The sequence below is a fragment of the Burkholderia sp. Se-20378 genome (genome assembly GCF_017104665.1).
Lineage (GTDB): Bacteria > Pseudomonadota > Gammaproteobacteria > Burkholderiales > Burkholderiaceae > Burkholderia > Burkholderia lata.
The window spans coordinates 1-17977 of record NZ_JAAGPG010000144.1; the positions used below are offsets into that span (position 1 = coordinate 1).

The window sequence follows — 17977 nt, forward strand, 5'->3', positions numbered from 1 at the left end:
CGCTGCCGATCTCACGCGGCGCGGCCGGCTGGCCGCCCGGCGCACTGCCGGCGGCAACCGCCGGCTCGAACGCGAGCATCCGCAGCAGCGTCATCGTGAAACCGGCGTACTCGTCCGGCGCCAGGCCGAGCTCGGCGCGACCGACGGTCGCGATCTGATAGAACAACTGGACTTGCTCGGGGCTCAGCGTGTCGGCGAAACGGCGCAGGTCGCCTGCTTCGGGCCATTCGTCGAGCACCGAGCCCGGCGCGAACTGCGCCCACGCGATCCGGTGCAGCAGGCTCGCAAGATCCTGCAGTGCGGTCGAGAACGACAGGCTGCGCAGCGACATCTCGTCGGCAATCGCGAGGATTTCCGGGCCGCTGCCCGCGGCAAGCGCGTCGAGCAGACGCACCATGTAAGTCTGGTCGAGCGCGCCGAGCATGCCCGACACGGCCGACTCGGTCACTTCGTTCGCCGAATAGGCGATCGCCTGGTCGGTGAGCGACAGCGCATCGCGCATGCTGCCCTGTGCGGCACGCGCAAGCAGGCGCAGTGCCTGCGGCTCGAACGTGATCTGCTCTTCGCCGAGAATCCGCTCGAGATGCGACACGATGTGCCCGGCCGGCATCTGCTTCAGATTGAACTGCAGGCAGCGCGACAGCACGGTGACGGGAATTTTTTGCGGATCGGTCGTCGCGAGGATGAACTTGACGTGCGGCGGCGGCTCCTCGAGCGTCTTCAGCATCGCGTTGAACGCGTGATTCGTCAGCATGTGCACTTCGTCGATCATGTAGACCTTGAAGCGCGCATCGACGGGCGCGTACACCGCGCGCTCGAGCAGCGCGGCCATTTCATCGACGCCGCGGTTGCTCGCGGCATCCATCTCGACGTAATCGACGAAACGCCCTTCGTCGATCTCGCGACAGGCGCGACACACACCGCACGGCTGCGACGTGACGCCGGTTTCACAGTTGAGTGCCTTGGCGAAGATCCGCGACAGCGTCGTCTTGCCGACACCGCGGGTTCCGGTAAACAGATAGGCGTGATGGAGACGCCCGCCGTCGAGCGCGTGCGTAAGCGCCCTGACGACGTGCTCCTGGCCGACGAGCGAAGCGAAATCCTTCGGACGCCACTTGCGTGCGAGAACTTGATAGGTCATCGGGAAATTGTATCAGTAACGCTGCGTCGCGCCGACACGCGAAACGGTGCGGAAGACAGGCAACGGGCAGGTAAAACGGAGTGTGATGCAGAAATAAAAACGCCCTGCGAATGGGGCGAGAAGGAAGGTGACGAGCCCAACCCTCGGCACTGGCGGAAAACGATTGTGGCTGCTTCGTTCCCGACCTGACCAGGTTCACCGCCCCACCATGCGAGGAGGCCCGTCACGGCATATTCTATCACCGCTTCCGGATGAATGCGACCGTTTGTTCGCACCAATGCGCATATGACCCGACAAACCGACGCGCGCCGGGCTGCAGGAAGCTCGCCCGATGCGAATTGCATGCGCACCCACCCCTTGTAATTTACGGGCCGGCCTCCACCTGCTGGACACAACGGTCGAACGTCGCGTCGTACCCCTACTCGCGTAGCGGCTACTATCGCCGCCCGCAGCAGATAGCAATTTAGGCTAATATGACGCCCGAACGACCCGCGAGCCGCGGCATGCAGCGCTTACACCCCTCCTTTCCGGAGAGCGGAGTGACCTGCCGCAGCGGCCGGCCGCCAACGGCAGCCGGTACGCCGCAACGCGCAAGCAGGCAGTCCCCGAACCGTAAGAGGTATTGACCCAATGAGCGAACAGATCAAACACATCAGCGACGCATCGTTCGAACAGGACGTCGTCAAGTCCGACAAGCCCGTGCTCGTCGATTTCTGGGCCGAATGGTGCGGCCCGTGCAAGATGATCGCCCCGATCCTCGACGAAGTCGCGAAGGACTACGGCGACAAGCTGCAGATCGCGAAGATCAACGTCGACGACAACCAGGCAACGCCCGCGAAGTTCGGCGTGCGCGGCATCCCGACGCTGATCTTGTTCAAGAACGGCGCGGCCGCCGCGCAGAAGGTCGGCGCGCTGTCGAAGTCGCAGCTCACCGCATTCCTGGACAGCCACCTGTAATACAGGCAGTTCCGCGGACGTGTTGTCAACCGGCAACACGTCCGTCGACAAGCCGCCGATCGCTCGCTCAAGCGCGAATCGGCCTATGCTAGAATTAAAAAACGTCTACAAGACGCATTTAAGTCTCTGAGCGCTTCCGCTCGCCCTCCTCCCTTTATTTCTTTCGTCGTCTCCTCCCTGGCGGGTTCTCCGTATGCATTTATCCGAGCTCAAGTCTCTGCACGTCTCCGAACTGATCGAAATGGCCAATGGCCTGGAGATCGAAAACGCGAACCGCCTGCGCAAGCAGGAGTTGATGTTTGCCATTCTTAAAAAACGCGCCAAGACGGGTGAGACGATCTTCGGCGACGGTACGCTCGAAGTGCTGCCGGACGGCTTCGGCTTCCTGCGCTCGCCGGAAATGTCGTACCTCGCGAGCACCGACGACATCTATATCAGCCCGTCGCAGATCCGCCGCTTCAACCTGCACACCGGCGACACCATCGAAGGTGAAGTCCGCACGCCGAAGGACGGCGAGCGCTACTTCGCGCTGGTGAAGGTCGACAAAGTCAACGGGCAGCCGCCCGAGGCCTCGAAACACAAGATCATGTTCGAGAACCTCACGCCGCTGCACCCGAACAAGCCGCTGTCGCTCGAACGCGAAATGCGCGGCGAGGAAAACGTCACGGGCCGCATCATCGACATGATCGCGCCGATCGGCAAGGGCCAGCGCGGCCTGCTCGTCGCGTCGCCGAAGTCGGGCAAGACCGTGATGCTCCAGCACATCGCACACGCGATCAAGCAGAACCACCCGGACGTGATCCTGTTCGTGCTGCTGATCGACGAGCGCCCTGAAGAAGTGACCGAAATGCAGCGTTCGGTCGCCGGCGAAGTGATCGCATCGACGTTCGACGAACCGGCCACGCGTCACGTCCAGGTCGCCGAAATGGTGATCGAGAAGGCCAAGCGCCTCGTCGAAATGAAGCACGACGTCGTGATTCTGCTCGACTCGATCACGCGTCTCGCACGCGCGTACAACACCGTGATCCCGGCATCGGGCAAGGTGCTGACGGGTGGTGTCGACGCAAACGCACTGCAGCGTCCGAAGCGCTTCTTCGGCGCGGCGCGCAACATCGAGGAAGGCGGTTCGCTGACGATCATCGGCACCGCGCTGATCGAAACCGGCAGCCGCATGGACGACGTGATCTACGAAGAGTTCAAGGGCACCGGCAACATGGAAGTGCACCTCGAGCGACGCCTCGCGGAAAAGCGCGTGTATCCGTCGATCAACCTGAACAAGTCGGGCACGCGTCGTGAAGAAATGCTGATCAAGCCCGAGATCCTTCAGAAGATCTGGGTGCTGCGCAAGTTCATCCACGACATGGACGAAGTCGAAGCGATGGAATTCCTGCTCGACAAGATCCGCCAGACGAAGAGCAACTCCGAGTTCTTCGACCTGATGCGCCGCGGCGGCTGATCGCCCTCGCCCCGCATCAAAAAGACGGCCGCCCGCGCATCCTGCCCGGCGGCCGTTTTTCGGCGCCAACCTGAACGTGAACGTACAGGTTGATCTATAATCGCGCCATCGCCCACATCGAATCTCCCGCCTCCCGATGCCGAACGACGCCCCCACCCCGCTGCTGACCGTGAGCGATGCCGCGTCGCGGCTCGGCGTCACGCCGCGCACGCTGAAGTATTACGAAGAGCGCGGGCTCGTCACGCCGTCGCGCAGCGAAGGCCGCTATCGCCTCTACGACGAAGCCGACCTCGAGCGCTTCGCGCGTATCCTGCGGCTGCGGGCGCTCGGCTTCTCGCTGCACGGCATCACCGAAATGCTGAAACGCCCGCTGGAAGAAACGGGCGACGGCCGGCGCCGCTATTCGGACGCGTCGCTGCGCGACATCCGCACTGGCCTTGCCGAGCAGATCGACACGCTCGACCGGCGGATCGCGGCCGTCCAGCGCGAACTGAAGGAAGCCGTCGCGCTGCGCAAGGAACTGCAGCACGACATCGACTACGTCGATCGGCGTCTTGCCGGCGAAAACGCCGATGTGCTGATCGCGCAGCGGCAGGCCGAAGCCGGCACGCGGCGCGCGCGCAAGGCGCGCGAATGAGTGCGATGCCCGGTCGCTCGCCGCTGTGGAGCCGCGCGAACCTGCGCGCGGACCTGTTCCCGTGGGCGCTCGCGCTCGTCACCGGCATCGACTATTTCGACAACGCGATTTTTTCGTTCTTCGCGAGCTACATCGCGGGCGGCATCAACGCATCGCCCGACGAACTCGTGTGGTCGTCGAGCGCCTACGCGGTCACGGCCGTGCTCGGCATCCTGCAGCAGCAATGGTGGGTCGACCGGCTCGGCCATCGCCGCTACGTCGCCGGCTGCATGCTGATGTTCTCGTTCGGCGCGATCGCGGCTGCGCTCGCCGACACGTCGCTCGAACTCGCGTTCGCGCGCGGCTTTCAGGGGTATTTCATCGGCCCGATGATGGGCGCGTGCCGGATCCTGATCCAGATCAGTTTCAAGCCGCAGGAACGGCCGCCCGCGACACGCGCGTTCCTGATCATGATCCTGCTCGGCAGCGCGCTCGCGCCGATCGTCGGCGGCCTGCTCGTCGCGCATTCGACGTGGCGCGCGCTGTTTGCGTGTTCGGCGCCGGCCAGCATCGCGTTCGCGATCCTCGCGCTTCTCACGCTGCCCGATTCGGGCCGGACACCCGACGACGAACGCGGCTCCGGACACTTCTGGCCGTATGTCGTGTTCGCGCTCGCGCAAGGCGCACTGCAGATCGTGCTGCAGCAGGTGCATTACCAGCTCTACAGCGGCTCGCCGATGCTGATCCTGCTGACGATCGCGGGGATCGGCGCGCTTGCGTGGTTCGCGTATCACCAGTGGAACCATCCGACGCCGCTCGTGCGCCTGCACGCGTTCCGCGAACGGACGTTCCAGGTCGGGCTGCTGCTCTACATGTTCTATTACTACGAGTCGACCGGCTTCAGTTACCTGACGTCGCGGTTTCTCGAAGGCGGCCTCGGTTACCCGGTCGAGAACGCCGGGCGGCTGGTGGGCACGATGTCGCTGATTTCGGCCACCGCGCTGTTCGCATACCTGCGTTACGCGAAATTCGTCACGCACAAGAAGTGGTTCGTCGTACCGGGGTTCGCGATCGCCATCGCGGCCGCGCTGTGGATGACGCGCATGACGCCGCAGGTCGGCGAAGCCGCGCTGATCGTCCCACTGCTGCTGCGCGGGCTGCTGCTGCTCTTCATCGTGCTGCCGGTGGCCAACCTGACGTTCCGGATCTTCGCGATCGACGAATACACGCACGGCTACCGGCTGAAGAACATCGTGCGGCAACTGACGATCTCGTTCGCGACGTCGTCGGTGATCATCGTCGAACAGCATCGCGTGGCCGTGCACCAGACACGGCTCGTCGAGCGCGCGAACGTATTCGACCCGGTGTTCCAGCAGACCGTCGAGGCACTGACGCGCAGCTACACAGCCGCCGGCCATGCGCTGAACGAGGCGCATGGCCTCGCAATCGCGTCGATCGCGCGGATGGTCGCGCAACAGGCGTCGTTCCTCGCGTCGCTCGACGGCTTTTACTTCCTGGCGGGTGTGGCGCTGGTCGGCGGCCTCTTTGCGGCATGGCAAAAAGAGATCGATTGAGTTAAAAGACAGGCTTTGGATTTCCGCGAGCCGCCTTCATGCTCTCGAAACTGACCCGCTGGTTCGACGACCGCCGCCGCGACCGCGCGCTGCGCAGCCACCCGATCCCCGATGCGCTGTGGCAGGACACCGTCGAGCGCCTGCCGTTCCTCGCGGCGCTGTCGCCCGACGCGCTCGGCCGGCTGCGCGAACTGACGAGCCTGTTCGTCGCGAAGAAATCGTTCTCGACCGCCCACGGGCTGGAGCTGACCGACGCGATGATCGTCGCGATCGCCGCGCAGGCCTGCCTGCCCGTGCTGAATCTCGACCTGTCGCTGTACGACGGCTGGGTCGGCGTCGTCGTGTATCCGGGCGAGTTCGTGATCCGCAAGACGGTGCAGGACGAGGATGGCGTCGTCCACGAAGTCGAGCAGGATGCCAGCGGCGAGGCCTGGGAAGGCGGCCCCGTGATCTTGTCCTGGGAAGATGCGCAGATGACGGACGGCCGCGACGCATACAACGTCGTGATCCACGAGTTCGCGCACAAGATCGACATGCTCAACGGCGCGGCCGACGGCTATCCGCCCCTATTTCGGCGCTGGCATGCGCCGCACCTCGATGTGCAGGCGTGGGCCGACGTGTTCGAGCACGCGTACGATCAGTTCTGCGCGCGCGTCGATGCGGTGCCGGACCACGCGTGGGCGCGCTTCGAGCGGGATTCGCTGATCGATCCGTATGCGGCCGACCACCCGTCGGAATTCTTCGCGGTATGCAGCGAAGCGCTGTTCGTGCGACCGAAAGCGTTCGAGTCCGAATTTCCGGAGCTGTACCGGCTGCTCGCGCGCTACTACCGGCAGGATCCGGCCGGCGCCGGCGCACTCGACGCACCATGAAAATTATTCGTCAACCATCTGATTTTCTGGCATAATCGCCGTTTTTCGACCTTAGGCAAGTGGCTCGCGCCGGGCTTGGCGTCGTCTGGTTTGCGCAATATGCGCGCTCCGGCACGGCAAGCGGCGGGTTGGCTACCGCTCTCACCAAGGAAAGACCATGAAAGAAGGCATCCACCCGAATTACCGCGAAGTCGTCTTCCAAGACATGTCGAACGGCTTCAAATTCATCACGCGCTCGACGATCCAGACGCGCGAAAACATCGAACTCGACGGCAAGACCTACCCGCTCGCCAAGATCGAAGTGTCGTCGGAATCGCACTCGTTCTACACCGGTCAGCAAAAGATCATGGACACGGCAGGCCGTGTCGAGAAGTTCAAGAACAAGTTCGGCGTTCGCGCCAGCGGCAAGGCGAAGTAAGCTTCGCATTGCATCCGGTGGTTGCATTGCACCGGTACCGCACAAAAGGGCAGCCCAGGCTGCCCTTTTTTGTCTCTGCTCGCCCGGCAGCCGCCAGCCGGCGCCCGGGCAACGACCTGACGCGCAACAGCGGGCGCGTCTACAATGCCGGATGCTCGAAACCGGCTCCACCGCGCGCATTCGCGCCGGCCACCCGCCCATAACAAATCGCTCATCTGCATGAAGCCTGTCGTCCGTCTCACCGCCTCCGCCACGCGCGCGCTACCGCGCTGGCTGCTGCTCACGCTCTGCTTCGTCTACGCAGCGTTCGGCCTGTTCGGCCGCGACCCGTGGAAGAACGAGGACGCGGCAGGCTTCGGCGTGATGTGGACGATGGCCAAGGGCGGCTGGCACGACTGGCTGCTGCCGAACCTGGTCGGCAAGTTCATCACGACCGACGGGCCGCTCGGCTACTGGCTCGGCGCACTGTCGATCCGCGGCCTGGGCCCGTGGGTCGACGCGAGCAACGCGTCGCGCGTCGATACCGGCGTGCTGTTCTGCGTCGCGTGCGCCTTCGTCTGGTATGCGGCCTACCTGCTCGGCCGGCGTGCCGAGGTCCAGCCGTTCAAATACGCATTCGGCGGCGAGCCCGAGCCGCGCGACTACGGCCGCACGCTCGCCGACGGCGCGCTGCTGGTACTCGTCGCCTGCTTCGGCCTCGCGGAGCGCGGGCATGAAACGACGCCGCAGCTCGCGCAGTTCGCGTGGATCGCGATGCTCGTCTACGGGATCGTGCGCGGCATCGACAAGCCGATGCAGGGCGCGCTGTGGTGGGGCCTCGCGATGGGCCTCGTCGCACTGTCCGGCAATCCGGTGCTGGTCGTCGCCCTGCTCGCCGGTACGGCCGTGCTGTGGCTCGTCACGCCCGAGATGCGCAACCTGCGCCTGCCGCTGGTCGGCGTGCCGCTCGCGGCCGCGATCTTCGCGCTGTGGCCGCTCGCCGCGTTCGTCGCGGCGCCCGACGACGCCGCATGGTTCTTCAACCAGTGGATCCACGGCAGCCTGATGCGCTTTTCGGGCCCGCCGACCGCCGTGCTCGGCTATGCGGCGAAGAACCTGCCGCTGTTCACATGGCCCGCGTGGCCGCTCGCGATCTGGGCATGGTGGAGCTGGGCCGGCATGCGCCGCCGGGCGCACGTCGCGATTCCGCTGTCGGTCGCCGTGCCGCTCGTCGCGCTCGTGATCCTGCAGAGCCAGCAGTCGAACCGCATGTACATGCTGTTGCTGCCGCCGCTCGCGGTGCTCGCGACGTTCGCGCTGCCGACCCTCAAGCGCGGCGCGATCAACGCGATCGACTGGTTCGCGGTGCTGAGCTTCACGATCCTCGGCACCTTCGTGTGGCTCGTGTGGCTCGCATCGATCACGGGCTTCCCGCATCCGCTCGCGCGCAACCTCGCGCGCCTCGTGCCCGGCTACGAGCCGCACTTCAAGATCCTGTCGTTCGTCTGCGCGGTGATCGCCACCGTGTGCTGGTGCTTCCTCGTGCGCTGGCGCATCTCGCGGCAGCCGAAAGTGCTGTGGCGCAGCGTCGTGCTGTCGGGTGCGGGCACCACACTGATGTGGGTGCTGCTGATGACCCTGTGGCTGCCGATCGTCAACTACGGCCGGACCTATCGCGACGTCGCGCAGCAGATCGCGGTGCACCTGCCGTCCGACTACGAGTGCATCTCGCCGGTGCGGCTTGGTGACGCGCAGATCGCAACTTTCGCGTATTTCGGCAACATGCGCTTCGATTTCTCCGGCGACTGCGACGTGATCCTGCGCCAGGACCGCGCGGACTTCGGCGAGCCGAGCTCGATGTCGCAATACGTGTGGCGTCTCGTGTGGGAAGGCCGACGCGCCGCCGACCGCGACGAGCGCTTCCGTCTGTACGAGCGCATCGAACGGCCGAAGACGCCCGTCAAGCGACGTCCGCCGCGCCGCCAGCCGGCCGATTGACGATGTTCGGCGACATCCGCCGGATCGTCGGTCTCGCGTGGCCGGTGCTCGTCGGCCAGCTCGCGATCATCGCGTTCGGCGTGATCGACACAGCGATGGTCGGCCGTTACTCGGCCGTCGACCTGGCCGCGCTCGGGCTCGGCTCGTCGATCTACATATCGATCTATATCGGCCTGACGGGCATCCTGTCGGCGCTGCAGCCAATCACCGGGCAGCTGTACGGCGCGCGGCGCTATGCCGAGATCGGCGAGGAAGTGCGCCAGGCGCTGTGGCTCGCGCTGCTGCTCGCGGTGCCCGGCTTCCTCCTGCTGCATTTTCCCGAGCCGCTGCTGCGTGTCGCGCACACGCCCGCCGCGCTGCACGACCGCACCGTCGACTACCTGCGCATCCTGTCGTACGGGCTGCCCGCCAGCCTCGTCTTCCGCATCTACAACGCGCTGACCAACGCGGCCGGCAAGCCGCGCCTCGCGATGATCCTGCAGATCGGCGCGCTGCTGCTCAAGTTTCCGCTCAACGTGTGGTTCATCTTCGGCGGGTTCGGCGTGCCGGCCCTCGGCGGCCCCGGCTGCGGGCTCGCCAGCACGCTGATCAACTGGGCGCTCGCGCTGATCGGCTACACGCTGCTCGCGAAGCTCGACGTGTTCGCGCCGCTCGCGATCTTCTCGCGCTTCTGCTGGCCGGTCTGGGAGCGCCAGAAGGCGATCCTGAAACTCGGCGTGCCGATGGGCCTGTCGTACCTGATCGAGGTCACGTCGTACACGTGCATGGCGCTGTTCATCGCGCAGTTCGGCACGACGACGCTCGCCGGCCACCAGATCGCCGGCAACATCGGCGCGGTGCTGTACATGACGCCGCTGTCGATCGGCGTGGCGGCGTCGACGCTGGTCGCGCGCGCGCTCGGCGCCGGACGGCCCGAGGAAGCCCGGCTGCTCGGCCGGCACAGCGTGATCTTCGCGTGCGGCATTGCCGCGACCTACGGCCTGCTCGTGTTCGTGCTGCGCCCGCTGATCATCGGCGGCTATACACCGAACCCGGCCGTCGCCGCGGCCGCGATGCCGCTCGTCGCGATCGTCGCGTGCTACCACGTCTTCGATGCGCTGCAGGTTACGTCGGCGTTCGTGCTGCGCGCCTACAAGGTCGCGGTCGTGCCGACCGTGATCTACGCGGTCGCGCTGTGGGGCGTCGGGCTCAGCGGCGGCTACGCGCTCGGTTTCGACGTGGGCGGCATCGCGCCCGCATGGCTGACCGGCGCGCGCGGCTTCTGGTTCGCGAACACGATCAGCCTGATGCTCGCGGGCGCCGGGCTCGTGCTGTACCTGCGCCGCGTCAGTCGCGCGCATGCCGCCGCGTCTACGTCCGCCTGACGCGTTGCCCGCTACGTCTCCTCAAGCACGTCGGCCGCGTGATACGACGATCGCACGAGCGGGCCGGCGACGACTTCCCTGAAACCGAGCAATAGCGCCTCGTCGCGCCACGCGGCGAATGCGTCCGGGCTCACATAGCGCCGCACCGGCAGATGGTGCGCGGACGGCGCGAGATACTGGCCGAGCGTCAGCACGTCGACGTCATGCGCACGCAGGTCGCGCAGCGTGTCGCGCACTTCGTCGTCACCCTCGCCAAGGCCGAGCATCAACCCCGATTTCGTCACCAGTCCCGGCCGCGCCCGCTTCGCCAGTGCGAGCAGTTCGAGCGAGCCGCGATAGTCGGCACCCGGTCGCGCCGCGCGATACAGCGATGGCACCGTCTCGATGTTGTGGTTGAACACGTCGGGCCAGGCGGTCGAGAGCGCATCGAGCGCGCGAGCCACGCGACCGCGAAAGTCCGGCGTCAGCACTTCGACGCCGATACCCGGCACGCTCGCGCGCACCGCCGCGATGCACGCGGCGAAATGCGCGGCGCCGCCGTCGCGCAGGTCGTCGCGGTCGACCGACGTGATCACGACGTAGCGCAACCCGAGCGCCGCGGCCGCCTCGGCCAGCCGCGCGGGCTCGTCCGGATCGAGCGGTTCGGGACGGCCGTGCGCGACGTCGCAGAACGGGCAACGCCGCGTACACAGCCCGCCCATGATCATGAAGGTCGCCGTGCGCTGCGCGAAGCATTCGCCGATGTTCGGGCACATCGCCTCCTCGCAGACGGAATGCAGCTGATGGTCGCGCAGCACGGCCGCCATGTCGGCGACCGCCGCGCTCATCATCGGCCGCGCGCGCAGCCATGGCGGCTTCGGCAGCGCCGCACCGGTCGCAGGCTCGACGCGCACCGGAATGCGCGCGAGCTTGTCTCGGCTTCTCGCGCCCGGCTGGCCGAGCGCCGTGAGGCTGGGTCGTTCGAGCGCGGCGGCCATCGTCAGTCTCCGAGAAACGCGACGATCAGGCGGTTCACGTCGGCGGCGGCCTCCATCTGCACCATATGCCCGCTGCCGGCGATCACCTCGGCGCGCACGCCGTCAGGCAGACCCTGCGCGTGCTGCGCCGGGATCACCTGGTCGCGCTCGCCCCAGATCACGAGCGTGCGCGGCGCAAGCGTCGCGAGCCCGTCGCGAAACACGCGCCGCTGTGCGGCGCCGTCGAACGCGGCATTCGCGATCTTTTCCAGCGCGGCCTGCACACCTTCGAGCCGCTTGTACTTGACGAGATCCTCGACGAGCTGCCGCGTGACCAGCGCGTTGTCCGCGAACAGCGCGCCGAGGTGCGGCTTCAGCGTGTTGCGGCTGTTGCCGGCAACGAAGCCGTCGATGTAAGCACGATTGATGTCCGTGCCGAGCCCGGCGCTCGCGATCAGCGTCAGCGACGTGACACGTTGCGGCGCGCGCTCGGCCGCCGCCATCGCGACCGCACCGCCCATCGAATGGCCGATCAGGTGGGCGTGGTCGATGCCCTTCGCATCGAGCAGCGCGAGCACCGCGTCTGCCAGTTCATCGAGGCTGCCCGTCTCGACCGCCTTGCCCGACTCGCCGTGACCAGGCAGGTCGAGCGCCCACACCGGCCGATGCGCGGCGAGATCCGCGTGATTGAACAACCAGTTGTTGAGGTCGCCGCCAAAGCCGTGGATCAGCACGGCGGGTGTGCCGCTGCCTTCGCCGAGCTTCAGGAAGCGCACCGTCCGGCCGCCGATCTGCGCCTTTTCGGGCTGCGGGCCCGCGGCTTCGTCGGAAGCCGCGCTCGGCACGAAATCGCGCTGGAAATCGGCGATTGCCGCGTCGATGTCGGCATCGCTCGCATCGGCGGCCGCGACGACGCCGAGCAGCGCACCGACCGGCAGCGTCTCGCCCTCCTGCGCGACCTGCCGGCGCAGCGTGCCGTCGAACGCGCATTCGACGCCCGACGAGATCTTGTCGGTCTCGACGTCGAGCACTTCGTCGCCCTTCGTCACGCGTTCGCCGAGCGCCTTCAGCCAGCCGTTGACCTGCCCCTGCTCCATCGACAGCCCCCACTTGGGCATCGTGATCATGTGAATCGACATCGTGTCAGCTCCTCGTCTTCAGGACCGCCTGCGCAATCGCATCGGCGGACGGGATATACAGGTCTTCCAGCACGCTCGCGAACGGCGCGGGCGTATGCGGCGCAGTGACAAGCTCGATCGGCGCCTTCAGCGCATGGAACGCGCGCTGCGCGACGAGCGCGGCAATGTCGGTCGCGATCGAGCAGCGCGGGTTCGCTTCGTCGACCACCACCACGCGCCCGGTGCGCTCCGCGCTTTCGAGGATCGTTTCCTCGTCGAGCGGCGACGTCGTGCGCAGGTCGATCACGTCGACCTGGATGCCGTCCTTGGCGAGCTTCGCGGCCGCGTCCAGCGCGAGATGCACCATCCGGCCGTACGTGACGATCGTCGCGTCGTCGCCGTCGCGCATCACGTTCGCTTCGCCGAACGGAATGGCATAGGACTCCTCAGGCACGTCGCCTTCGCGGGTATAGAGCAGCTTGTGTTCGAGGAAGATCACGGGATCGTTGTCGCGGATCGCCTGGATCAGCAGCCCCTTCGCGTCGTACGGCGTCGACGGGCACACGACCTTCAGCCCCGGAATGTGCGTGAACAGGGACGTGAGCATCTGCGAATGCTGCGCGGCCGCGCGCAAGCCGGCGCCGTACATCGCGCGGATCACGACCGGCGTCACGGCCTTGCCGCCGAACATGTAGCGGAACTTGGCGGCCTGGTTGAAGATCTGGTCGAAGCACACGCCCATGAAATCGATGAACATCAGCTCCGCGACGGGCCGCATCCCGCACGCGGCCGCTCCTACCGCCGCGCCGATGTAGCCGCCTTCGGACAGCGGCGTATCCAGCACGCGGCCCGGAAACTTGTGGAACAGCCCCTTCGTCACGCCGAGCACGCCGCCCCACGCGTCGTCCTCGCCCGGCGCACCCGCGCCGCCTGCGTTGTCCTCGCCCATCACGATCACGCTTTCGTCGCGCGCCATTTCCTGTGCGAGCGCTTCGTTGATCGCCTGCGAATAAGTGATCTTCCTTGCCATGTCTGTCTCCTGGAATGTTCGGTTCGCCGTGCCGGCCGCGGTGTCAGGCCGCGCTCACGGGTACGACACGTAGACGTCGGTCAGCAGGTCGGCCGCGTCGGGTACCGGCGCAGCCTTGGCCTGCGCGACCGCATCGTCGATCAGCGCCTTCACCTGGGCATCGACCGCGCGCAGGTCGGCGGTCGTCAGCGCTTCGGCCCGCACGACGCGCGTTTCGAAATGCTTCAGGCAGTCCTTCTCGTCGCGCAGCTTCTGCACCTCGCCGGGTGCGCGGTAGGTTTGCGCGTCGCCTTCGAAGTGACCGAAATAGCGCGTGAACTTCACCTCGACGAGCGTCGGGCCGCCGCCGTTGCGCGCCCGCTCGACGGCTTCGCCAAGCGCTTCGTGCACCGCGAAGAAGTCGAAGCCGTCGACGATCACGCCCGGCATCCCGAACCCGTTCGCACGATCGGCGATGTTGTCGGTCGCGACCGACCAGCTCGACGACGTCGCTTCCGCATAGCCGTTGTTCTCGGCCACGAAGATCGCGGGCAGCCGCCACACCGACGCGAGGTTCATCGATTCGAAGATCACGCCCTGGTTCGATGCGCCGTCGCCGAAGAAGCACACGCCGACGCCGCCGGTCTTCTTGTGCTTCGCCGCGAGCGCCGCACCGCAGACGAGCGGGCCGCCCGCACCGACGATCCCGTTCGCGCCGAGCATCCCCATCGCCAGGTCGGCGATGTGCATCGAGCCGCCCTTGCCGTGGCAGACGCCCGTCTTCTTGCCGTAGATCTCGGCCATCATCCCGTGCACGTCGACGCCCTTCGCGATGCAATGGCCGTGGCCGCGGTGCGTGGTCGCGACGTAGTCGTCGAGGCCGAGGTGCAGTATCGTGCCGACCGCGGACGCCTCCTCGCCCGCATACAGGTGAACGAAGCCGGGGATCTCGCCGGTCGCGAATTCGACGTGCAGGCGCTCCTCGAATTCGCGGATCGTGCGCATCAGCCGGTAGGCGTCCAGCAGCTTGTCCCTGCTGAGCTGTGTCGAAGCGGTCATGTGTGTCTCCTGGGTAGGTCTGACTGCGAATGCCGCCGCGGCCGGGCCGTGGCGACGGATTTCACGGCCTGCGGCCGTCAGTGGAACGTGAAGCCGCCGTCGACGTTCACGGCCTGGCCCGTCACGTTGTCCATCGTCGCGAAGAACAGCGCGAGCCGGCCCATGTCCTCCGGCGTCTGCGCGCGGCCCTGCGGAATCAGCGTCAACTGGTGCCGCTGCCACGACGCCTCGACCGATTCGCCGTCGGCCTTCCATTCGTCGGACAGCCGGTCCCACATGTAGGTACGCACGATGCCGGGGCAGATCGCGTTGACGGTCACGCCGTCGCGCGCGACCTCCTTCGCGAGTGCATTCGTGAAGCCGACGACCGCGAATTTCGATGCGCTGTAGTGCGCGAGATTCGGAAAGCCTTCCTTGCCGGCGATCGATGCGACGTTGATGATCCGGCCGCGGCCCTGCGCCTTCAGCGGCGCGAGCGCCGCGCGGCAGCCGAGGAACGTGCCCTTCGCGTTCACGTCCATCACGAAATCCCAGTCGCGCTCGGTCAGTTCGCCAACCGGATGAATGCTGATCACGCCCGCGCAGTTCACGAGGATGTCGAGCCGGCCGAGGTCGGCGATTGCCTGCGCAACCATCGCATCGACCTGCGCGGCCTGCGTGACGTCGACCTTCGCGACCGCCGCCCGGCGGCCGAGCGCGCGTACTTCGCGCGCGGTGGCGTCGAGTGCGTCGTCGAGCAGGTCGGCCAGCAGGATGTCGGCGCCCGCGCCGGCGAGCGTCAGTGCAATGCCGCGGCCGATGCCGCGCGCGCCGCCGGTGACGATGGCGACCTGTCCTTCGAGTGGGGCTGTCATGGCGATGTCTCCTTGATGATCGTTATGGATGTCGAAATGTCTCTCGGTAAAACGGTCTCAATAGCGCCACTCGCCGACATCGCGCAGCAGTTGCCGTGACGACGCGTAGCGCAGCGTGCGGCCGACGTCGACCGTCAGCGGCCCGCGCCAGTCGAGCGAGATCTCGTAGCGATCGCCACGCGCGACCTCGATCTCGCGCTCGCCGTCGAACGCGAGCGTGCCGTGCTCGAACGGGATCGTCTGCCATGTACCCGGTTCGAGCCGCTCGCAACTGCGCATCACGACGCGATCGACACGGCCCGGCGCAATCGGCGCGACGAGCGGCGTGCCGGCCGTCTTGCCTTCGCCCGCGAATCGCATCGCGAGCCCGTGCGGCGCGCTGCGCTCGAGCGGCGCCCACGCGCCGCCGAGTGCGGACAGGCCGATCCCGTCCGGTTCCGCAAACGTCAGGTAGAGCGAATCGATGTCGTCGGACCCCGAGATCGCGCGGGCGCCGATGAAACGCTGCCGCGCAGCGCATACGTCGACGAGCGCGATCTCCTCGCGCCCCGGCTGCGCACCCGCCACGCAGCGCACGACGAGCCGCTTGTTGCGCGTGAATGCGACTTCGGCCGGCACCGCGCCGGTCGCGGCAAGTCCTGCCGCGACACCGGCGACGGTGGCTTCGCGATGTTCGGGAAACGCGTTGTTGGTGCCGGTGGACAGTGCGACGAGCGGCGTCGCGCCGCAGTGCGCGGCGACGGCGCGATGGGTGCCGTCGCCGCCAAGCACGACGATCAGCGCGACTTCCATCCGGTGCAGGTATGCAGCGCCGGCCTGGGTATCGGCGACGGAGTCGGTGATCGGCAGGTCGACGAATTCGACTTCGGGCCAGCGCTCGTGCGGCGCGACCGCCCGATGCGTATCGATCGCACGCAGCAGCAGCGTCGCGATGCCCGTCCGGTCGCGCAGCGTCAGCACGCGCTCGACGCCCATCGCGCCGAGGCCGGCCAGCAGGCGCACGACCATGTTCGCCTTCTCCGCCGTCGGAAATACGGATGCATGCGTCGTAAGGCGGCGGATGTCGCGCCCCGATGCGGGGTTCGCGATCACACCGACGGTAACGGGCGTCGTCACGGGTTTGTCTCCATCCAGTTGGCCGGCCGCGGCGCGTTGGCGTGCTGCGGCCCTGCCTGTCTCGTCCGCTGCCATCGTCGGGAGGCGGATCGTCGTCATCGACGCGACCGCGCCGACTTGCCCGTGATCTCTGCAAGCGGCGTGCCATCGTGCGTGCGATGAACGTGAAACCCTTGTGAATGCTGGCGAGGCGGGGATGTCGGTGTTTCTGATTCGATGCTGGAAGGATGGAACGTGCGGCCATTCGGCCCGCTTGTCTCACATCGCTGATTCAACGAAACGGCCACCGTGACGCCGGTGCAAGCGCACCGTTCCGCCCGCAAACCGTGCGGTATCGCGGCGCCGCGCAGGCCGCGTCATGCCGGACGATTGCCGCATCTCGTACATGAACGCGTCTCAACGACACGAGACAGCCCGCGATACCGGTGAGACGAACGTCTCACGCCCGGCGCGTGCTGCGATGCAATGTGATCCGTCGAACGGGATGTGCTACAAGAACATCGCATCCCCCGCCGTACGGAACCGGAGCCGACCATGCCTTACGCCGTCCCCCAGGCCCAGCACGCCGACCGTGTACTCGGCGCGCTCGCCGGACGCCTGCCCGCGCCGGCCGAATCCACGCGCCTCGTGTCGTCGTGGCAACGGTCGCTGGAGCGCTACTGTCTCGACCCCGCTTCTTCGATCGGCCCGCGCGTGCTGACCGCAGCCGAGCTGCGTGAAGTGCGCGACAAGGAGGAGGCCTTCCTGCGCGCGTCGGGCCAGTGTCTGACGCGGCTGCACGAGATGATTCGCGTCGCCGACTACTGCGTGATGCTGACCGACGCGCACGGCGTGACGATCGACTACCGGATCGACCGCGAGCGCCGCAACGACTTCCGCCATGCGGGGCTGCACATCGGCTCGTGCTGGTCGGAAAGCGAGGAAGGCACATGCGGTGTCGCGAACGTACTGACCGATCTCGCGCCGATCACCGTGCACAAGACCGATCACTTTCGTGCGGCGTTCACGACGCTCACCTGCAGCGCGGCGCCGATCTTCTCGCCGGGTGGCGAACTGATCGGCGTGCTCGACGCGTCAGCCGTTCATTCGCCCGACGGCCGCGACAGCCAGCGTCTCGTCTATCAGCTCGTGCGGCAGAGCGCGGCGCTGATCGAGGACGGCTACTTCGTTCACAGCACCGCGCAGCACTGGATCCTGTTCGGGCATCCGAATCGTCACTACGTCGAAGCGCAACCCGAGTGGCTGATCGCGTTCGACGAATGCGGCAATATCGTCGCCGCGAACCGGCAGGCGCGCGACGCGCTGCCGGCGCTGCGCGAACCGCGCCATATCGACGAGATCTTCGATGCGACCGAGATGCCGCTGCGCGATGCCGCGCGGCTCGATGCAATCGTTGCGCTACGGCTGCGCGCGACCGGCGCACCGCTCTATGCGCGGCTGCGTGCGCCGCTACGGCACACCGGCCGCGAACCCGGCACGGCCTCGCGCCG

The 17977-nt window shown here is 66.8% G+C and carries 16 protein-coding genes and 1 other RNA gene; 9 read left to right on the forward strand and 8 right to left on the reverse strand.

Annotated features, from left to right (window positions below; genetic code table 11):
• Together dnaX and ffs are read right to left on the reverse strand one after the other, a co-directional pair.
• Positions 1-1141: DNA polymerase III subunit gamma/tau (gene dnaX, locus G3N93_RS17210; protein ID WP_206133558.1), on the reverse strand; the 1141-nt coding region annotated here is incomplete at its 3' end.
• Between the two features lie 126 nt (positions 1142-1267).
• Positions 1268-1366, reverse strand: an RNA gene (ffs, locus tag G3N93_RS17215) — signal recognition particle sRNA small type.
• 405 nt (positions 1367-1771) lie between these two features.
• Here ffs and trxA point away from each other — a divergent pair.
• From trxA to G3N93_RS17255, 8 genes are all read left to right on the forward strand, one after another.
• Entirely contained in the window at positions 1772-2098 is a 327-nt protein-coding gene (trxA, locus tag G3N93_RS17220; RefSeq protein ID WP_006402348.1) for a thioredoxin TrxA, read from the forward strand.
• Positions 2099-2291: 193 nt separating this feature from the next.
• Positions 2292-3554: a transcription termination factor Rho gene (gene rho / locus G3N93_RS17225; RefSeq protein WP_006478662.1), complete on the forward strand. Its 1263-nt coding sequence runs from the start codon at positions 2292-2294 to the stop codon at positions 3552-3554.
• A 136-nt stretch (positions 3555-3690) separates the two neighbouring features.
• Positions 3691-4191 carry a MerR family transcriptional regulator gene (locus G3N93_RS17230; RefSeq protein WP_174941100.1) on the forward strand — a complete coding sequence of 167 codons (501 nt, stop codon included), beginning with the start codon at positions 3691-3693 and terminating at the stop codon, positions 4189-4191.
• The gene (locus tag G3N93_RS17235; protein ID WP_206133559.1) at positions 4188-5744 is read left to right on the forward strand and encodes an MFS transporter; all 1557 of its coding nucleotides are present in this window, start codon (positions 4188-4190) and stop codon (positions 5742-5744) included. Before G3N93_RS17230 ends, G3N93_RS17235 begins: the two co-directional genes overlap by 4 nt.
• Before the next feature lie 38 nt (positions 5745-5782).
• Positions 5783-6616, forward strand: coding sequence for a zinc-dependent peptidase (locus G3N93_RS17240; RefSeq protein ID WP_206133560.1), 834 nt, complete (start codon positions 5783-5785; stop codon positions 6614-6616).
• Positions 6617-6773: 157 nt separating this feature from the next.
• Positions 6774-7034 carry a type B 50S ribosomal protein L31 gene (locus tag G3N93_RS17245; protein ID WP_006753671.1) on the forward strand — a complete coding sequence of 87 codons (261 nt, stop codon included), beginning with the start codon at positions 6774-6776 and terminating at the stop codon, positions 7032-7034.
• A 144-nt stretch (positions 7035-7178) separates the two neighbouring features.
• Positions 7179-9011 (forward strand): glycosyltransferase family 39 protein, encoded by a 1833-nt coding sequence (locus G3N93_RS17250; protein WP_206133561.1) that lies wholly within the window; start codon positions 7179-7181, stop codon positions 9009-9011.
• Positions 9012-9013: 2 nt separating this feature from the next.
• Positions 9014-10375, forward strand: coding sequence for an MATE family efflux transporter (locus tag G3N93_RS17255; protein ID WP_089473006.1), 1362 nt, complete (start codon positions 9014-9016; stop codon positions 10373-10375).
• A gap of 11 nt (positions 10376-10386) precedes the next feature.
• On the opposite strand, the gene lipA is transcribed toward G3N93_RS17255, so the two are convergent.
• From lipA to G3N93_RS17285, 6 genes are all read right to left on the reverse strand, one after another.
• On the reverse strand, positions 10387-11352 hold the full coding sequence (gene lipA / locus G3N93_RS17260; RefSeq protein ID WP_206133562.1) for a lipoyl synthase: 966 nt from the start codon (positions 11350-11352) through the stop codon (positions 10387-10389).
• 2 nt (positions 11353-11354) lie between these two features.
• Positions 11355-12470: an acetoin dehydrogenase dihydrolipoyllysine-residue acetyltransferase subunit gene (locus tag G3N93_RS17265; protein ID WP_206133563.1), complete on the reverse strand. Its 1116-nt coding sequence runs from the start codon at positions 12468-12470 to the stop codon at positions 11355-11357.
• Between the two features lie 4 nt (positions 12471-12474).
• Positions 12475-13479, reverse strand: coding sequence for an alpha-ketoacid dehydrogenase subunit beta (locus G3N93_RS17270; RefSeq protein ID WP_174941110.1), 1005 nt, complete (start codon positions 13477-13479; stop codon positions 12475-12477).
• Between the two features lie 54 nt (positions 13480-13533).
• Positions 13534-14517 carry a thiamine pyrophosphate-dependent dehydrogenase E1 component subunit alpha gene (locus G3N93_RS17275; RefSeq protein ID WP_011352284.1) on the reverse strand — a complete coding sequence of 328 codons (984 nt, stop codon included), beginning with the start codon at positions 14515-14517 and terminating at the stop codon, positions 13534-13536.
• Between the two features lie 77 nt (positions 14518-14594).
• The gene (locus G3N93_RS17280; protein ID WP_206133564.1) at positions 14595-15371 is read right to left on the reverse strand and encodes an SDR family NAD(P)-dependent oxidoreductase; all 777 of its coding nucleotides are present in this window, start codon (positions 15369-15371) and stop codon (positions 14595-14597) included.
• Positions 15372-15428: 57 nt separating this feature from the next.
• The gene (locus tag G3N93_RS17285) at positions 15429-16487 is read right to left on the reverse strand and encodes an ATP-NAD kinase family protein (protein ID WP_206133565.1); all 1059 of its coding nucleotides are present in this window, start codon (positions 16485-16487) and stop codon (positions 15429-15431) included.
• A gap of 534 nt (positions 16488-17021) precedes the next feature.
• On the opposite strand from G3N93_RS17285, the gene G3N93_RS17290 reads away from it, so the two are divergent.
• Positions 17022-17977: sigma-54-dependent Fis family transcriptional regulator (locus G3N93_RS17290; protein ID WP_206133566.1), on the forward strand; the 956-nt coding region annotated here is incomplete at its 3' end.